This window comes from Streptomyces sp. HUAS MS02 (genome assembly GCF_055702265.1).
The window spans coordinates 7,585,888-7,603,684 of sequence record NZ_CM146747.1; the positions used below are offsets into that span (position 1 = coordinate 7,585,888).

Sequence of the window (17,797 nt, forward strand, 5' to 3'; positions counted from 1 at the left end):
CACCATCTCCCCTGCTTTGAAAGGAACCGCATCCATGCGTCCTCGTATATGGCATGCCCATGTCATGACAGCCGTCGTCGGCTGTACCGCGCTCGTGCTCGGGGTCACCGGTACCGGGGTCGCCCAGGCCCAGGGGAGCGACCTCGGCCGCCAGGTCCTCGGCGCCGGTGACGGCTGGGGCTCGGCCGAAGGCGGAACCACCGGCGGCTCGGCGGCCGACGCCGAGCACGTCTACACCGTCACCACCTGGGCGGAGTTCAGGGCCGCGCTGCGGGACGGCGGTGACGCGCCGAAGATCATCAAGGTGAAGGGGATGATCGACGCCGTCTCCGAGGGCTGCGCGGCCTTCGTCACCGGCGGCTACGACCTTCAGCAGTACCTCAAGGACTACGACCCGGCCGTCTACGGCAACGACCAGGTCGCCAAGGGGCCGCAGGAGGACGCGCGGGTCGCGTCCATGGCCAACCAGGACTCGGCGATCAAGGCCGACATCCCGTCCAACACCACCATCGTCGGCGTCGGCAGGAACTCCGGCATCCTCGGCGGCAGCCTCCAGATCAAGGGCGTCTCGAACGTCATCATGCGCAACCTCACCATCGAGGCGCCGCTCGACTGCTTCCCCAAGTGGGACCCGACCGACGACGACAACACCGGCAACTGGAACTCCGAGTACGACGCCGTGGTCGTCTTCGGCACCGACCACGTCTGGCTCGACCACAACACCTTCACCGACGGGCGCTACCCGGACAGCGAGCGGCCGGTCCACTTCGGCAAGGTCTTCCAGCAGCACGACGGCCTGACCGACATCGTGCGCGGCTCCAACTACGTGACCGTCTCCTGGAACCGCTTCCAGGACCACGACAAGAACATGCTGATCGGCAACAGCGACAGCACCGCCGCCCTCGACGCGGGCAAGCTCAAGGTCACCCTGCACCACAACCGCTTCGACGGGATCCTCCAGCGTTCCCCGCGCGTGCGGTTCGGCCAGGTCGACGTCTACAACAACCACTACGTGGTGAGCGAGGAGCAGAAGGACGACTACTACATCTTCGGTGTCGGCCTCTCCTCGCAGCTCCACGCCAGCGACAACGCGATCACCCTGCCGGCGGGCGCGAGCGTCGGCAAGGCCCTGAAGAGGTGGAACGACTCCCCGCTCACCGCCGAGAACAACCACGTCAACGGCAGGCCGACGGACCTGATCGCCGTCCACAACGCCGAGATCCCCTCGGAGTTCCTGCGGTCGGGTGCCGGGTGGACGCCCACCCTGCGGACCAAGGTCGACTCGCCGCGCGCCGTGCCCGGCATCGTCGCGAACCGCGCGGGCGCCGGGAAGGTCTGCTGATGACCGGGCGCCAACCGGGGCCCAGCAGACGGTCGTTCGTGGCCGCCGGGGTCGGAACCGCGCTCGCGCTCGCCGTCACGACCCCGGCCCAGACCGCCCAGGCGGCACCGGAGACCCGGGCCGACCGTGCCGCCCGTGACCGCCGGGCCTTCGGGCGGTACGGATCGCCCGCCGCCCGCCTCGACGAGCGGACCCTGTACGTGGACGCCGGCGGCGCCGGCGACTTCACCACCGTCCAGGCCGCCGTCACCGCAGCTGGGGGTACCTCCCAGGCGTTCAGCACCGGGGGAGGTTCCGGATACACCCTGGTCCTCGCGCCCGGCGTGTACCGGGAGACCGTCGCCGTCGGCGTCGCCCGTACGGAGATGACCTGGATCGGGGCCTCCGGGAACGCCCGGGACGTCGTGGTCGTGTACGACAACGCGGCCGGCACCCCGAAGCCCGGCGGTGGCACCTACGGCACCACCGGATCCGCCACCACCCTGGTGCAGGCCGACGGCTTCACCGCTTTGGACATCACCTTCGCCAACGACTGGCTGCGCGCCGACCACCCCGGGATCAGCGGCACCCAGGCCGTCGCCCTCAAGGTGCAGGGAGACCGGTCGGCGTTCCTGCGCTGCCGGTTCCTGGGGCACCAGGACACCCTGTACGTCGACTCGATGGCGCTCGGCACCTTCGCGCGGCAGTACTTCCGCGACTGCTACGCCGAGGGAGACGTGGACTTCGTCTTCGGACGGGCCACCGCCGTCTTCGAAAGCTGCCACTTCCACACCCTGACCAGGACCGACCTGGCCTCCGCGCCCTACGGGTTCGTCTTCGCGCCCTCCACCGCGGGCGCCAACCCGCGCGGCTGCCTGGTGACCCGGAGCCGGATCACCAGCGAGGCCCCGGACGCCTCCTACAAGCTGGCCCGGCCCTGGGTGCCCAGCTCGGACACCACCGCCCGGCCCATGCTCACCGTGCGCGAGACCCGCCTCGGTGCCGGGATCGACGCGGTCGCGCCCTACACCGACATGTCGTCGGGCTTCCCCTGGCAGGACCAGCGGTTCGCCGAGTACCGCAACACCGGACCCGGCGCCGTCGTCTCCGTCCCGGAGAACCGGCCCCAGCTCACGGACGCCGAAGCCGCCTCCGCCACCCGTGAGGCGTACCTCGGTGACTGGACCCCGTGGGAGGGGTGCTGAGATGCGCCTACGCACCCTGCTCGGCGGAATCGCCGGCGGCCTGGGGCCGTCGAGCGGCACCCTGCCCGCGCCCACCTTCCTCACCACGGGCAGTACGACGATCGGCCGGGCGATGAACTGACCGGTGCGAAGCTCTCCGGCACGCCGGGCAAAACGATTCTGTCGACTCGGAGCGGGTGCGACCCCACACAGTGTTCCGCGACGAACAGCGCATGCGCACTTGAGTGGAGTGGTCCTCGTGGTCGGTAGTCCTCGCCCGCTGATCCTGATTCGCGGATTCGGCGGCCCCGGTGTGTCGGACGAGCGGCGTGACGCCTATCAGGGATTCAACAACGGCACCGTCTACGGAAAGCGCTACGGCGAGAACTTCATCTACGAGGGCTTCGTCCTGCGCGCCCTCAAGTCGTCGCTCCACCCGTACCGGGACGCCACCAACGTGGTCGGCTACTACGAGGAGGAACAGAAGCCCGGACCCGGAGAGCGCGACGGATGGCCCGAGCACCTGCTCACCGGGACGATGGTGGTGGACGTCCCCATGGCGCGCGAGGTACTGGGTCAGGGCGCCATGGGAACCCTGTGGATCTACCGCTACTACGACCTCGTCCCCCGCAAGATCGACCGCTTCGGGGAAGGGCTGGTCAGGCTCATCGAGATCATCCGGCACGGCATGCGGCCGGACGAGGAGTTCACCGGCGTGGACATCGTCGCGCACAGCATGGGCGGCCTCGTCACCCGGGCCGCCCTGAGCCGTCTGGGGGACCAGAGCGCGGACGTCATCCACCGCATCGTCACCCTGGGCACACCGCACCGGGGGATCGCGTTCCAGTACATGCCCGACGCGCTGGTCAAGTGCCTGCCCGACTCGGTCGCGGACGAGATCGCCGCCTTCGACCCGGACCGCACGGACATCCGGGCCATCCCGTTCCCCGTCAGGAGGATCCTGACGGTGGTCGGCACGGACTACCGTTCCTACGGAGCCAAGTTCGCCACCCTGGGCAACCGTATCGCCGGCCTGATGGACGAGGGCACGCTCACCTACAACCGCAGCGACGGCCTGGTCAAGCAGTCCTCCGCCCAGATCCCGGGCGCGCCCCGGACCTTCGTCCACAAATGCCACGGCGGCAACGACTCGCTGGTGACCTCGCGCGAGGCGTACGAGATCGCCATGCGCTTCTTCCACGGCACGCACCACGTACAGCTGCGACTGGACCGGGCCGAGGTGACCCGGGGCCGGGACCTCTTCGGCCGCAGCGAGTTCTACTTCGGGGTGTCCGTCAAACCCCGCTTCGTCGACTTCGAGCTGTGCCACCAGAGCAGCGACGCCGAGAACTACTACGGCCCGTTCCGCAAGGACGACCTCACCGACGAACTGCCCGACCTCGCCGAGGAGTTGAGCAAGCCGCTCTCGGCACCGGGGGACGCCACCACCGGGTGGGCGGACGGGAACCGGCTGATCTGGGAGGGCTGGGTCGATGCCGCCGCCAAGCCCGAGGGCGCGGGCGACCGGTCGGTCGTCCTCCGCCTCGGCGTCCATGTGTACGAGCGGGACAGCCTCGGTATCGGATTCTCCGACAACGAGGTCTTCCGCAAGCAGTACTACGTCCAGGCGGTGCCCGGCGACGACGGGGCGTGGTCGCTGTACCTCCACACCACCGAGCGTTACCTGGCGCCGGGAGTGAGCACCGAGGAAGGGCACGCCGCCGCGGAGGACAAGGAGATCGCGGAGGTGTGGCCCATGCGGCCCACCGACAAGGGCGGGCCCGGCACCTGGGCCTTCGAGGTCGGAGGGACCGGCTTCAAGGCGGACCTGCTGCTGACGGTGACCGACGAACGGACCACGGGCGCCGCACCGGCCTGATCGGCCACGGGGATCGGCTGCGGGGTCGGCAAAGCCCCGACCGTCCGGACGCGCTTCGTGTCGTCGGCCGCGGTGACCGTGCACTTCCGCGGCCCGCGGAAGTCACGGCGGTGCCCGACCCCGGGAAACCAGTGCGGTTCCGGGCGTCAATCGGTGTGCGTGTGAAGACTCCCAGCGAAACTTTCGCGTGATTTCGCGGGGCGCGGCAACCCTTTCCCCGTGGGCGGCAACCAGTGAACAGAAGCGGGCCGGGGTGGGCCCTCCGGCCCGCTTCGTTCCTCGTCTCCCGAAGACGCCTCCCCTGCGAAAGGAACCCCGTGCGTCAGACCTACGGACGCCATCGACGGACCCGGACCCTGTCGATCGCCGCCGCCGTGTCCGTCGCCGCGGGGGCGGGCGGCGTCCACCTCGGCCTCGCCCAGGACGGCGCCCAGGCCGCCACCACCGTCACCGTCTCCAGCACCGCCGCGTTGGAATCGGCCGTGGCGAACGCCGTCGCCGGTACGACGATCCAGGTGCGCGGCGGCACCTACAAGCCGACGAAGACCCTGAAGTCCACCGCGAACGGCACCCCTTCCGCCCGGATCACGCTCACCGCGTACGGCAGCGAGAAGGTCGAGGTCGACGGGTCCGCACTGCCCGCCGGCTCCTGGCTCGCCGGGATCTACGGCGACTACTGGACCGTCTCCGGCCTCACCTTCCAGAACTCCCCGGCCCAGGGCTTCGTCGCCACCTCCTCGGTCGGCGGCGTCTTCCAGAACCTCGTGACCGCGAACAACGGCGACTCCGGCTTCACCCTGCGCGGTGACGGCACCACGGACAACCTCGTGCGCAACCTGGACAGCCACGGCAACTACGACGCCGCGAACCACGGCCAGAACGCCGACGGCATCGCCGTGAAGTTCGGCTCCGGCACCGGCAACAGGATCACCGGGGCGCGCCTGTACGACAACGCGGACGACGGGCTCGACCTCTGGCAGTTCTCCTCGCCCGTCACCGTCGACCACTCCTGGGCCTTCGGCAACGGCAGAAACCGCTGGAAGGACCCCGCGTTCGAGGGCAACGGCAACGGGTTCAAGCTGGGCGGCGGCGGAGCCTCGGTCGCGCACTCCGTCAACAACAACGCGGCCTGGGACAACACGCTGCACGGGTTCACCGAGAACTCCAACACCGGCGCGATCCTGCTGAACCGCAACACGGCCTACGCCAACAAGGAGAACGGGTTCTCCTTCGCCGCCGGCAAGGCCCGGCTGGCGCGGAACCTCGCGGTGGGCAACGGGACGGGGAAGGCGAAGCTGGGCTCGGGCACGGTCTCGGCCGCCAACAACTGGGACAGCGGCGTCACGGCGCCGGCCTTCCGTTCCAGGGACGCGGCCACCGCGTACGCGGCCCGGCGGACGGACGGTTCCCTGCCGATCACGACGTTCCTCACCACGGGCTCCAAGGCCATCGGCGCGACGATGAACTGACCTGCCGCGCGGGGCGAGACTCCGGGAAGAGGCGAGGACACAGGGAGCGAGAAGAAGGCGCCCCCCGCCGGTCGTCACCGGCGGGGGGCGTTTTTCGTGCCGACCCCGAGGGGGGCTCCGGTCGGCACCTGCTGCTGGCCGAGGGGGGCTCAGGCCAGCAGGTCCACGCAGTCGAACGAGGTGCCCGGGCTGAGGAAGCCCGTGCCGCTCGAACCACTGCCGATGTCGAGTGTCAGTACGCTGTACTCACTGGTGTTCGACTTCCACGCACTGGAAGGGACGCTGTAGAGGAAGGTGTGGTTGTTTCCCCGGTACGAACCCGTGGTGAGCGAACGGGTGGACGGCTGTCTCGGGGTCGCCGGGAACGGCGAGACCCGGTCATTGATGGATACCCGCGGTCGCCCGCCCGTGAACGCGTCCGTGACGCCGTCGTTCGAAGCCCGGATCATTTGTACGTGACGGCAGTTGACGAGAACTTGCAGGTGGTTCCGTCCGCGCCCACACCGGTCCGGGCCGGCTCCCTGCCCGAGCTGTCGCCCTTGAAGCGCACGCAGGTCTTGACCTTCTTCTTCGGGTCGCCGTGGATGCGGATCCTCGACAGCGTCGCGGTGTCGCCGTGGTCGGCGTTCACGCCGACCGATGATCACGTTCTTCAGCACGGCGCCGTCCGCCAGTTCGAAGATCGGGTCCTGGCCCTCGTCCTGGCTGCCGTCGCCGAGCGCGCCCTTGCCGAAGAATTTCCTCAGCCTGCCGTCGTACGTGCCCTTCACCTCGATCGTCGAGGAGACCGCCTTGCTGTCCTTGGCCGTCGGCCAGGTGGTGGCGGCGCCGGCGGAGGACAGCGGCGACGTCGTGGCGCGCGCCCCGCCCGTGAGGGCGAGGGCGGCCACCGACCCGATCACGGCCCGCCGGCCGGTGACCCGACGGCGGTGCCGGACGCGCTGTTCTGCAGGTGCGGTCATGTACCCGGTTCCTCGCTGGTGGTGACTCTTGCGCCTACTGGTCGCCACCGGCGGAGAAAGGGTTGCCGCGCTCGCGGATTTTTTTCGAGCCGCGCCTCGCCCTCGACCGCGAGTTACGAATCGCCCTTGTCCGAGGGGTCGTCGACCTCGTCCCGGGCCTCGAAGTCGCCGCCGACCGTGAGGTCCTCGCCGCCCGCCTGCGCGGTGATCGTGTAGCGGTCGCCGCTCGCGTCACGGCCGCCGCGCTCGTGGTTGTACTGCCCGGCGAAGACGAACTCGCCCTTCGGGACCGTGCGTCCGTCCTTGAGCACCCAGGTGTAGACCAGGAACCCGTCGCCCTCCTCGACCGTGAGGTCGAAGTCCTGCTCCGGCAGCGACCGCCAGGCACCGGACGAGGAGACCCCGCCGGTCTGGGCGACCCTCAGCTGGACGGTCAGCTCGGTGAGCTGTTCGCTCGTCCTCAGGGTGAGGTTGCTCTGCGCCCAGAACTCGTTGCTGTGCGGGTCGACCGAACCCTCGGACCAGAGCGGCCCGTCCTCCTCGTTCTTCGAGGTGGGCAGGTTCGGCGCCGTCGTGCCCTTGGGCGACGCGCTCTTCGACGGCGTCGAGCTGGGCTTCTCCTCGCGCTTCCCGTCGACGCCGGGGGTCGGGCGGTCCGGCGGGGCCGGGGCCCGGCTGGTCGCGGCGGGGGAGTCGACCGGAGTCGGGGAGACCACGACCGTCCGGTCGGCGGGGGGCGTCGGTTCGCCCTTCACCGCGGAGGCGACCGCGTAGCCGCCGACCGCGAGCACGCCCGCGACACCGGCCGTGGCGGTGACCACCCGTACCCAGCCCCACAGCGGCGGCCGGGTCGCCCTGCGGCTCCGGTGCTCCTCGGGGGCGGCCATACCGCGCTCGATCCGGGCCAGGATGCGGGCGCGGTCGGGCTCGTGCGCCTCGGCCGACTCGCGCAGCCGGGCGCGCAGCTCCTCGTGCACGTCCCTCATCGGTCCCTTCCTCCGGTGCCGGTCACTCCCGCGCGGGTCACGCGCGGTTTGGTGACGCCCCCGCCCGCGATGCCCGCGTGCGTCCGCTTCGGCGAGTCCTCGGTGCCGAGCAGCTTCTGCAACTCGGCCATCCCCTTGGACGTCTGGCTCTTCACCGTACCGACCGAGACGCCGAGGGCGAGCGCCGTGTCCTTCTCCGAGAGGTCGAAGGCGTGGCGCAGGACCACACAGGCCCGCTTGCGGAACGGCAGCCTGCGCAGCGCCGACTGGACGTCGACCACGCCGGGCACATCGGGATTCTCCGTCTTCTCCTCGCGCTGCGACCAGAACAGCGTGACCCTGCGGCGCTCACGGACCGCGCTGCGGATCCGGGTGCGGGCCAGGTTGGCGACGACGCCACGGGCGTACGCAACCGGATGATCCGCCGCGCGGACCCGGTCCCAGCGGTGCCACATCGCGAGCAACGCGTCCGCGGCCAGGTCGTCGGCGGCGTCCGCCTCACCCGTCAACAGGTGTGCGAGGCGCGACAGTTCGGCGTAATGCCGTTCGAAGAAGGCGTGGAACTCCACGGAGGCTGCGTCGTCGACGACTGTGCCCACGGGGACCTCTCTTCTCGCTGCGGCCACAGCAGCCGAGCCGGCTGACTGTGCGTGTCACGTGGATGACATGTGATCGTCCGGGGTCGACCCCCGACGAGATCCGGAAGAGTAGCAGTGATCGTGAAGGAGGTTCGTACGCGGCTTCGAACGCCGTCTTGCAGGGAGAACTCCGATTCCGTAACACGGAGAAAACCTGAATCGGGTTCAACGGGGGAACAATCCAGCCAGCATCCGCGCGTAGTCCACGCACGTCACTAGGAGCACCGTTCATGTCCGACGCACAGAAGGTGGCCGACCGCCCCGCGACCGAGCCGCCCGGGGCGAACAGCGTCGATCGCTTCTTCAAGATCAGCGCCCGAGGGTCCACCTTCGCCCGTGAGATACGCGGCGGCTTCGCCACATTCTTCACGATGGCGTACATCCTTGTCCTGAATCCCATCATTCTGGGCAGCGCGAAGGACAAGTACGGCCACACCCTCGACGGCGCCGAACTCGTCACCGCCACCGCCCTCGTGGCGGCCGTGATGACGATCATCATGGGCGTCGGAGGAAACCTTCCTCTCGCGCTCGCCGCGGGCCTCGGCCTCAACGCGGTCGTCGCCTTCCAGATAGCCCCGCTGATGAGCTGGTCCGACGCGATGGGCCTGGTCGTCCTGGAGGGCCTGCTGATCTGCGTCCTGGTGGTCACCGGCCTGCGCGAGGCCGTGATGCACGCCATTCCGCAGCCGCTGAAGCAGGCGATCAGCGTCGGCATCGGCCTGTTCATCGCCTTCATCGGCTTCGTCGACGCCGGGTTCGTCACCCGCATCCCGGACATCGCGAACACCACCGTGCCGGTCCAGCTCGGCGCCGGCGGCGCGCTGTCCGGCTGGCCCATCCTGGTCTTCTGCGCCGGCGTGCTGCTGACCGTCGCGCTCCTCGCCCGCAAGGTGAAGGGTGCCATCCTGATCAGCATCCTGACGATGACGGTCGTTGCGATCGTGATCAACTCGGTGGCCGACATCAAGAGCTGGGGCCTGACCACCCCGAAGGTCCCCGACGACATCGTCGCCGCCCCCGAGTTCGGACTGATCGGCGACTTCAGCCTCTTCGGCTCGTTCGGGGAGACCACCGTCATCACGGTCGTCCTGCTGATCTTCACGCTGCTGCTCTCGGACTTCTTCGACACCATGGGCACGGTCGTCGGCATCACCGCCGAGGCGGGCCTGCTCGACGAGGAGGGCAAGGTCCCGAACCTCGGCCGGGTCCTCCTCATCGACGGCGCGGCGGCCGTCGCGGGCGGCGCCTCCTCCTCGTCCTCCGCGACCTCCTACATCGAGTCCGCGGCCGGCGTCGGCGAGGGCGCCCGCACCGGCTTCTCCAACCTGGTCACCGGCGGCCTCTTCGCGGTGGCGCTCTTCCTCACCCCGCTGCTGACCATCGTCCCCATGCAGGCCGCCGCGCCCGCGCTCGTCGCCGTCGGCTTCCTGATGATGACCCAGGTCAAGAACATCGACTGGGACAAGTACGAGATAGCCATCCCGGCGTTCCTCACCATCGCGGTCATGCCGTTCACGTACTCCATCACCAACGGCATCGGCGCGGGCTTCCTCGCCTTCGTCCTCATCAAGACGGTCCTCGGCAGGGCGAAGGAGATCCACTGGCTGCTGTGGGCCACCTCGGCGCTGTTCCTGGTGTACTTCGCGATCAACCCGATCCAGCAGCTGTTCGGCGTGAAGTAGCCGAGACGAAGACGAAGGGCCGCCCTCCGGGGGGAGTGAGGGCGGCCCTTCCTATTCAGGTGGTTCCTGGTGGACCCGTGGTCCTTCACCCCTTCAACGCCGCCTCCATCACAGCCCTCGCGACCGGCGCGGCCAACCCGTTGCCGCTGACCTCCGAGCGCGCCGCGTTCGACTGCTCGACGACGACCGCGACGGCGACCTCCTTGCCGCTGGCCTTCGCGTACGACGTGAACCAGGCGTACGGCGTCTTGCTGTTGTTCTCGCCGTGCTGGGCCGTACCCGTCTTGCCGCCCACCGTCGCCCCGCTGATCCGCGCGTTGGTGCCGGTGCCGTCCTCGACGACCGTCCGCATCGCCGACTGCAACTGCTCGGCGGTGTCGGAGCTCATGATCTCCTTCGAGCCCGCCTCGGAGTCGTAGTCCTCCAGGACGTCGCCACCGCCGTTGGTGATCTGCGACACCATGTGCGGCGCGACCAGCTCACCGCCGTTGGCTATCGCCGCCGACACCATCGCCATCTGGAGCGGCGTCGCGGTGACGTCGTACTGACCGATGCCCGTCAGAGCCGTGGAGGGCTTGTTCATGTCCGACGGATAGACGCTCTCGTACGCCCGCACCGGCACGTCCTGCGTGTTGTCGTCGAAGCCGAACTTCTCGGCCGTCTCCCGCACCTTGTCCTGACCGAGGTCGACGGCCATCTTCGCGAAGACGTTGTTGCACGAGTACTGCAGCGCCGTACGGATCGTGGCGTTCTCGCAGGGCGCGCTCGGGTTCTCGTTGGACAGCTCCGTCTCGGTGTCCGGGAGCGTGTACGGGTCCGGGCTGACCGTCCTCTCGTCCACTGACGAGTACAGCCCGTCCTCCAGCGCGGCCGCCGCCACGACCAGCTTGAACGTCGACCCCGGTGGCAGCGGCTGGCGCAGCGCCCGGTTGGTCAGCGGCTTGTCCGGGTCCGCGTTGAGCTTCTTCCAGGCATTGCCGGCGGTGTTGGCGTCGGTGAGCGAGGACGGGTCGTACGAGGGCGTCGACACCACCGCGAGGATCCGCCCCGTCGACGGGTCGATCGCGACGGCCGCGCCCTTCTTGTCGCCCAGCGCGTCGTACGCCGCCTTCTGCACGGCCGGGTCGATCGTGGTGATCACGTTGCCCGGTTCGGCGCGCTGCCCGGTGACCGTGTCCATCACGGTCTGCAGCCGCAGGTCGGTGCCGTCGAGCAGGTCCTGGTAGACGCCCTCCAGTTGGGTGGGGGCGTAGGCCTGCGAGGCGTACCCGGTGACCGCCGCGTACAGCTCGCCGTCCTTGTACGTGCGCTTGTACGCGAGGTCGCTGTTCTTGGCGCGGGCCGAGCCGGTGATTGAGTCGCCGGCCACGATGATGTTCCCCAGCGGGTCGGCGTAGGTCCGGATCGCGTTGCGCCGGTTGTCCTGGTCGTCCGCGAGCGCCGTCCCCTCGTAGAACTGCACCCATGTCGCCCTGGCCAGCAGGGCGAGCACGAGCAGCAGGGTGAAGACGGCGGAGCGCCTGATCGTCTTGTTCATCGCACCCGGAAGGACGAGCGGGATGCGATCAGTCGTTCCCTTCGCCCGGTTTTCTCATGGGGTCTTCATGAAACCGGGCTTGCCATCGGCGCGCCGGGCGGGGTCGCCCGGCGCCGGATCAGAGTCTGCGGGTCGCCAGGGTCAGCCGGTCGCGGGCGTCGAACAGGGCGTCCTTGACCAACTGCTCGTGCGCCGGGGTCAGCCGGGCCACCGGGACCGAGCAGCTGATCGCGTCGCGGGCCGGGGTGCGGTAGGGGATCGCCACCCCGAAGCAGCGCAGCCCGAGGGTGTTCTCCTCGCGGTCCACCGAGAACCCCTGCTCGCGGATCTGGCGCAGCTCCTCGATCAGCTGTTCCCGGTCGGTGATCGTGTGCTCCGTCAGCGCGGGCAGGGTTTCCGGGAGCAGCTTGCGGACCTGCTCGTCGGTGTGGGTGGCCAGCAGCGCCTTGCCGAGCGAGGTGGAGTGGGCCGGCAGCCGGCGGCCGACCCGGGTGAAGGGGCGCAGATAGTGCTGGGACTGGCGGGTGGCCAGATAGACGACGTTGGTGCCGTCGAGCCGGGCCAGGTGGATCGTCTCCGTGGTGTCGTCCGACAGCCGGTCCAGCGTCGGCCGGGCCAGCGCCACCACCTCGTCGCCGTCGATGTACGACGTGCCCACGAGCAGCGCGCGCACGCCGATGCCGTACCGCGTTCCGGTCGCGTCGGTCTCCACCCAACCCAGCTCCACAAGGGTGCGCAGCAACATGTAGAGACTCGACTTGGGATATCCGACGGCTTCCTGGACCGCGGCCAGGGAATGCATACCGGGGCGCCCGGCGAAGTATTCGAGCAGCTCAACGGTCCTTACCGCCGATTTGACCTGTGCCCCGCCGCCCGTCTCCACTGCCGACATCGCCCTTGACCCCTTCGTTCGGCGAGAAGCTGAAGATATAGTCTCCGACAGAATATTCATCATCAGAGACGGTGTTCAGCATATCGAACGCCGCTGGTGAATGACCCAGATATACCCCTGGGAATCGACCCAGAAATACGTGGAGGAACCCGCGGTGGCAGCAGCACCAGTCTGGAGTGTCGACCCCCGAACCGGGAAGCAGCGCGAGCAGGTTGCGGTGGAGGCCACAGCCCAGGAGGTCGACGCCGCCGTCCGCGCGGCGCACGCCGCCCGCGCCTCCCTCGCCGACCGCACGGTCCGCGCGGCCTTCCTGCGCACCGCCGCCGACCAGCTCCAGGCGGCCAAGGACCAGCTCGTCGAGGTCGCCGACGCCGAGACCGCGCTCGGCCCGGTCCGGCTCACCGGCGAACTCGCCCGCACCTGCTACCAGCTGCGGGCCTTCGCCGACATCGTCGACGAGGGCGCCTTCCTCGACGTGGTGATCAACCACCCCGACGACACCGCCACCCCGCCCATCCCGGACCTGCGCCGCTACAAGGTCCCCCTCGGCGTCGTCGCCGTGTACTCGGCCTCCAACTTCCCCTTCGCCTTCTCCGTCCCCGGCGGTGACACGGCGAGCGCGCTGGCCGCCGGCTGCCCGGTCGTCGTCAAGGCCCACCCCGACCACCCGGCCCTGTCCGAGCTGGTCGCGATCGTGCTGCGCCGGGCCGCCGCCGAACACGGCATCCCCGAGGGCGTCCTCGGCCTCGTGCACGGCTTCGAGGCGGGCGTCGAGCTGGTCAAGCACCCGCTCGTCACCGCCGCCGGCTTCACCGGTTCGGTACGCGGCGGCCGTGCCCTCTTCGACGCGGCGGCCGCGCGCCCCGTGCCGATCCCGTTCCACGGCGAGCTGGGCTCCCTGAACCCCGTCCTCATCACCGAGGCCGCCGCCGCCGAGCGGGCCGAGGCGATCGGCACCGGGCTCGCCGGGTCGATGACGCTCGGCGTCGGCCAGTTCTGCGTCAAGCCGGGCCTGGTGCTGGCGCCCGCCGGTGACGCCGGCGACCGGCTGCTCAAGTCGCTCACCGACGCGGTCAGCGACGTCGACTCCGGGGTCCTGCTGGACCACCGGATGCGTGACAACTTCCTCGCCGGTGTCGCCGAGCGCGCTGAGCTGCCGGACGTCGAGTCGCCGGTGACCGCCGGCGCGGGCGGCGAGCACACGGTCAGCCCCGGGTTCCTCACCGTGCCCGCGCGGAAGCTGGCGGTCGAGGGCGAGCACGACCTGCTCCTGGAGGAGTGCTTCGGGCCGCTCACGGTCGTGGCCCGCTACGAGGACGAGGACGAGGCCAAGTCGGTGCTGTCCCGCCTGCCGGGCAACCTCACCGCGACGGTGCACGTGTCGGGTGAGGAGGCGGCCGAGGGCGGGCGCGGGCCGGAGCTGTTGGCCGAGCTGACGCCGCTGGCCGGGCGCGTGCTCGTGAACGGCTGGCCGACGGGTGTGGCCGTGGCGGCTGCCCAGCACCACGGTGGGCCCTACCCGGCCACGACGTCGACGTCCACGTCGGTGGGCGGCACGGCCATCGAGCGGTGGCTGCGGCCGGTGGCCTACCAGGGTGCGCCCGAGGCGCTGCTTCCGCCGGAGCTGCGGGACGAGAACCCGCTGGGGCTGCCGCGGCGGTTCAACGGCGTTCTGGAACGGTGACGGCAGCGCCGTAGGGGTTCGGTTCGGTTTCGGGCTGCGCGTGCGTCGTGGTTGCTCGCGCAGTTCCCCGCGCCCCTGAAGGGCGCGGTAGTGGGCCGGGAGCTGCGAGAATCCCCCAATGGACGTCGAGATCCCCGAACTCCCCTTCCCTCTTCGCACCTATGGCCCCGACGGGCACTGGTCCTACGAGGACGGGGTGCTCACCGGGTGGGCCGGTGCCCGGCAGGACCGGTTCGTGCCGCCCACCGGCGAGGGGCTGGACCCCGCCTCGGACGCGCCCCGGCTGCTGGGCTCGCCGGAAGGGGACTTCCAGCTGATCGCCCGCGTCACCGTCGGCTTCGCCGCCGGGTTCGACGCGGGCGTGCTGTACATACACGTGGGGGAGCGGGCCTGGGCGAAGCTCTGCCTGGAGAACTCCCCCGACGTGCCGACCGTGTGCACGGTGGTCACCCGGGGGCACTCGGACGACGCCAACTCCTTCACCGTCGAGGGCAGTTCGGTCTGGCTCCGGGTCAGCCGCACCGGCCGCGCCTTCGCCTTCCACGCCTCCCGCGACGGCAAGCGCTGGACCTTCGTCCGCCTCTTCACCCTCGCCGGCGAGCGGGAGAGCGGCGCCGCCCTGATCGGCTTCATGACGCAGTCCCCGATGGGCGAGGGCTGCGTGGTCACCTACGACGAGATCGAGTTCCGCCCGAACTGGCCGGAGGACCTGAGAAACGGCAGCTGAGGCCGCGCCCCGAAGGGGCGCGGGGAACTGCGCGACCAGCCCCCACCGGACGGACGTCCGGGGTCGAAGGGGCGCAGCCCCTTCAGGACGGGACGGGTGGGGGCGGCGGGGGCGAAAGGCTCCCGGCCGGGAATGACCGCCGCTGCTTGAACGTTCATCCACCGTAGAAGCGGAGGCCGTCTCCGTACCCGTACGACCTGGAGAGAGCTGAACCATGCGCGTCGAGATCTGGAGCGACATCGCCTGCCCCTGGTGCTACGTGGGCAAGGCCCGCTTCGAGAAGGCGCTCGCGGCCTTCCCACACCGTGACGGCGTCGAGGTGGTGCACCGCTCCTTCGAACTCGACCCGGGCCGCGCCAAGGGCGACATCCAGCCCGTGCTCACCATGCTGAGCAAGAAGTACGGCATGAGCCAGGCGCAGGCCCAGGCCGGTGAGCACAACCTCCGGGAGCAGGCGGCGGCCGAGGGGCTCGCCTACCGGACGGAGGGCCGTGACCACGGCAGCACCTTCGACATGCACCGCCTGATCCACTTCGCCAAGGAACAGGGCCGGCAGAGCGAACTGCTCCAGGCCTTCTACCGGGCGAACTTCGCCGAGGAGCGGTCCGTGTACGCCGACGCGGACGACTACCTGATCGAGCTGGCCGTCGAGGCCGGGCTCGACGAGGAGGCCGCGCGCAGGGTGCTGGCCGACCCCGACGCGTACGCGGACGCCGTCCGCGCGGACGAGCGGGAGGCCGCTGCGCTCGGCGCGAACGGAGTGCCGTTCTTCGTGCTGGACCGGAAGTACGGGGTGTCCGGGGCGCAGCCCGCTGAGGTGTTCGAGAAGGCGCTCGCTCAGGCCTGGGGGGAGCGGCCCGCGCCGCTCACTGTCGTGGCGGCGGACGGTGCGGAGGCTTGTGGGCCGGAGGGGTGCGCGGTGCCTCAGTAAAGGGCGCCGGGCAGGCCGTAGGAGTGCGGTGGCTCGCGGGCCGCGGGTCCGTAGTGGTTGCTCGCGCAGTTCCCCGCGCCCCTAAAGGGGGCGCCGCGGCGCAGGTCAGGCGCCATGCATAAGCGTTGCTTGGGGACAGGGCGCAAAACTTCTCAATGGACGTGGGATGCGCCCGGCCCCACAGTGGTCCCATGGAAACCTTCGAGAGCCTCGTTCGTGCCGAGTTCGTCCCGAAGAACACCTATCTGAACACGGCCAGCACCGGCCTGCTGCCCGCCCGAGCGGTCGACGCGATGAAGGCGGCCGTGGAGTCCGTGGCCGCCGGGCAGCCGCAGGACATGTTCGCCGACGTGGAGGCCGCGCGGGCGGCGTTCGGCCGGATCACCGGAGTGCCGGACCGCCGCGTGGCGGCCGGCGCCTCGGTCGCCGTCTACAGCGGTCTGGTCGCCGCCGCGCTGCCGGCGGGAGCCGAGGTGCTGACGGCCGAGGGCGAGTTCGCGTCCCTGGTGAACCCCTTCCACGTGCGCGGCGACCTCAAGGTGCGCCAGGTGCCGCTGGAGCGCGTCGCCGAGTCGGTGCGGCCCGGCACGGCACTCGTCGCGGTGAGCGCCGCGCAGTCCGCCGACGGCCGGGTCGCCGACCTGGACGCGATCCGCGCGGCGGCCCGGGAGCGGGGAGCGCGTACGTTCGTCGACGCGTCGCAGTCCGCCGGCTGGCTGCCGATCGAGGCGGACGCGTACGACTACGTCGTCGCCGTCGCCTTCAAATGGCTGCTGTGTCCGCGCGGGGTCACCTTCCTCGTCGTCCCGGAGGACCTCGGCGGGCTCACCCCCCTCTTCGCCGGCTGGGTCGCGGGGGAGAGGCCGTGGGACAGCTGCTACGGCCCGGTCGAGGAACTCGCCCACTCCGCCCGTCGGTTCGACGAGAGCCCCAGCCTGTTCTCGTACGCCGGCGCCCGCCGCTCCCTGGCGCTGATCGAGGAACTGGGCGTGGCACGGGTTCGGGACCACGACCTCGCCCTGGCCGACCGGTTCCGCGCGGGTCTCGCCGCGCTGGGCCACGAGCCGGTGCCCGCGCCCGGGTCGGCGATCGTGTCGGTGCCCGGACTCGGGCGGTGCCAGGCGGAATTGAGCCGCGCGGGGATCGAGGTCTCCGATCGCGCGGGTCATCTGCGGGCCGCCTTCCATCTGTACAACACGCCGGCGGACGTCGACCGGCTTCTGGACGTCCTGTCCGACCGACTTCCCTGACCCACTGGCGCGGACCGCCCCAGGACGCTAGGAAGGCATCACGAGGTGGTGGTGCCGGTGGAGCCGACGCTCGAACAGCCGTCCATCGATGTGGAGTTGCATCGGCGGCTGGTGTACGGGGACGAGTCCGCGCTGCGTGAGGTGTACGCGGCGTACGGGGGACTCGTCCGGCGGGTGGCCGCCCGGGTCACCCGCAGCCCGGCGGCCGCCGAGGACGTGGCGCAGGAGGTCTTCGCCCAGCTCTGGAGCAGGCCGTACGGCTTCGACGCGCGCCGGGGCTCGCTGCGCACCTGGCTGTCCATGGTCGCCCACCGGCGGGCCGTGGACTGGGTGCGCGGCGAGGCCCGGCAACGCAAGGACGTCCGCGCGGACGACTCGGCGCTGCACGCCATCCCCGACGCGAGTCCCGACCCGGCCGAGGCGCTCGTCGAGCGCGAGCGCTCCCTGAAGCTGCACACCGCCCTCGCCGAACTCCCGCGCCCCCAGCGGGAGGTGGTCCACCTCGCCTACTTCGCGGGCCGCACCTACCGCCAGGCCGCCGTCGAGCTGGGGATACCCGAGGGCACCGCGAAGACCCGCCTCCGCTCGGCGCTGCGCAAACTGGCGGAGTCCCTCGCGGACCCACCGGACCCGGCAGCGGCAAGGGGCGCGTGAT

14 protein-coding genes and 2 pseudogenes are annotated in these 17,797 nt (G+C 70.5%); 10 read left to right on the plus strand and 6 right to left on the minus strand.

The features are described from left to right. Positions 1-34: 34 nt before the first annotated feature. The 4 genes from ACZ9QC_RS32665 to ACZ9QC_RS32680 all read left to right on the plus strand — a co-directional run bounded on the left by ACZ9QC_RS32665 (position 35) and on the right by ACZ9QC_RS32680 (position 5,853). Positions 35-1,342: a pectate lyase family protein gene (locus ACZ9QC_RS32665; protein WP_472916384.1), complete on the plus strand. Its 1,308-nt coding sequence runs from the start codon at positions 35-37 to the stop codon at positions 1,340-1,342. Further along, the gene (locus ACZ9QC_RS32670; protein ID WP_472916385.1) at positions 1,342-2,526 is read left to right on the plus strand and encodes a pectinesterase family protein; all 1,185 of its coding nucleotides are present in this window, start codon (positions 1,342-1,344) and stop codon (positions 2,524-2,526) included. The genes ACZ9QC_RS32665 and ACZ9QC_RS32670 overlap by 1 nt, the downstream gene beginning before the upstream one ends. Positions 2,527-2,764: 238 nt before the next feature. After that, entirely contained in the window at positions 2,765-4,384 is a 1,620-nt protein-coding gene (locus ACZ9QC_RS32675) for an esterase/lipase family protein (protein WP_472916386.1), read from the plus strand. Between the two features lie 317 nt (positions 4,385-4,701). Next, positions 4,702-5,853, plus strand: coding sequence for a right-handed parallel beta-helix repeat-containing protein (locus ACZ9QC_RS32680; protein ID WP_472916387.1), 1,152 nt, complete (start codon positions 4,702-4,704; stop codon positions 5,851-5,853). A gap of 149 nt (positions 5,854-6,002) precedes the next feature. On the opposite strand, the pseudogene ACZ9QC_RS32685 reads toward ACZ9QC_RS32680, so the two are convergent. The 4 genes and pseudogenes from ACZ9QC_RS32685 to ACZ9QC_RS32700 form a co-directional block, all read right to left on the minus strand. Continuing rightward, positions 6,003-6,281: pseudogene (locus ACZ9QC_RS32685) on the minus strand (polysaccharide lyase family protein); the annotation flags it as partial. A gap of 17 nt (positions 6,282-6,298) precedes the next feature. Continuing rightward, positions 6,299-6,815 (minus strand): annotated as a pseudogene (locus ACZ9QC_RS32690) (pectate lyase). Between the two features lie 113 nt (positions 6,816-6,928). Then, the gene (locus ACZ9QC_RS32695) at positions 6,929-7,801 is read right to left on the minus strand and encodes a hypothetical protein (protein ID WP_472916388.1); all 873 of its coding nucleotides are present in this window, start codon (positions 7,799-7,801) and stop codon (positions 6,929-6,931) included. Then, on the minus strand, positions 7,798-8,400 hold the full coding sequence (locus tag ACZ9QC_RS32700; protein WP_472916389.1) for a SigE family RNA polymerase sigma factor: 603 nt from the start codon (positions 8,398-8,400) through the stop codon (positions 7,798-7,800). Before ACZ9QC_RS32700 ends, ACZ9QC_RS32695 begins: the two co-directional genes overlap by 4 nt. Before the next feature lie 269 nt (positions 8,401-8,669). On the opposite strand from ACZ9QC_RS32700, the gene ACZ9QC_RS32705 reads away from it, so the two are divergent. Continuing rightward, a complete protein-coding gene (locus ACZ9QC_RS32705; RefSeq protein WP_472916390.1) occupies positions 8,670-10,121 on the plus strand; it encodes an NCS2 family permease in 1,452 nt (483 codons plus the stop codon). Between the two features lie 85 nt (positions 10,122-10,206). On the opposite strand, the gene ACZ9QC_RS32710 is transcribed toward ACZ9QC_RS32705, so the two are convergent. Beyond that, positions 10,207-11,658 (minus strand): peptidoglycan D,D-transpeptidase FtsI family protein, encoded by a 1,452-nt coding sequence (locus tag ACZ9QC_RS32710; protein ID WP_472916391.1) that lies wholly within the window; start codon positions 11,656-11,658, stop codon positions 10,207-10,209. Positions 11,659-11,776: 118 nt separating this feature from the next. After that, entirely contained in the window at positions 11,777-12,550 is a 774-nt protein-coding gene (locus ACZ9QC_RS32715; protein ID WP_215454434.1) for an IclR family transcriptional regulator, read from the minus strand. Positions 12,551-12,704: 154 nt separating this feature from the next. Between ACZ9QC_RS32715 and ACZ9QC_RS32720 the strand changes: the two genes are divergently transcribed. The 5 genes from ACZ9QC_RS32720 to ACZ9QC_RS32740 all read left to right on the plus strand — a co-directional run bounded on the left by ACZ9QC_RS32720 (position 12,705) and on the right by ACZ9QC_RS32740 (position 17,796). Beyond that, positions 12,705-14,234, plus strand: coding sequence for an aldehyde dehydrogenase (NADP(+)) (locus tag ACZ9QC_RS32720; protein WP_472916392.1), 1,530 nt, complete (start codon positions 12,705-12,707; stop codon positions 14,232-14,234). Between the two features lie 118 nt (positions 14,235-14,352). Continuing rightward, positions 14,353-14,961 carry a DUF1349 domain-containing protein gene (locus ACZ9QC_RS32725; RefSeq protein ID WP_472916393.1) on the plus strand — a complete coding sequence of 203 codons (609 nt, stop codon included), beginning with the start codon at positions 14,353-14,355 and terminating at the stop codon, positions 14,959-14,961. Positions 14,962-15,175: 214 nt separating this feature from the next. Beyond that, positions 15,176-15,892, plus strand: coding sequence for a DsbA family oxidoreductase (locus ACZ9QC_RS32730; RefSeq protein ID WP_472916394.1), 717 nt, complete (start codon positions 15,176-15,178; stop codon positions 15,890-15,892). Positions 15,893-16,083: 191 nt separating this feature from the next. Further along, complete coding sequence (locus ACZ9QC_RS32735; protein WP_472916395.1) at positions 16,084-17,142, plus strand: aminotransferase class V-fold PLP-dependent enzyme; 1,059 nt, start codon at positions 16,084-16,086, stop codon at positions 17,140-17,142. A gap of 45 nt (positions 17,143-17,187) precedes the next feature. Then, positions 17,188-17,796: an RNA polymerase sigma factor gene (locus tag ACZ9QC_RS32740; protein WP_472916396.1), complete on the plus strand. Its 609-nt coding sequence runs from the start codon at positions 17,188-17,190 to the stop codon at positions 17,794-17,796. Position 17,797: the final 1 nt, after the last annotated feature.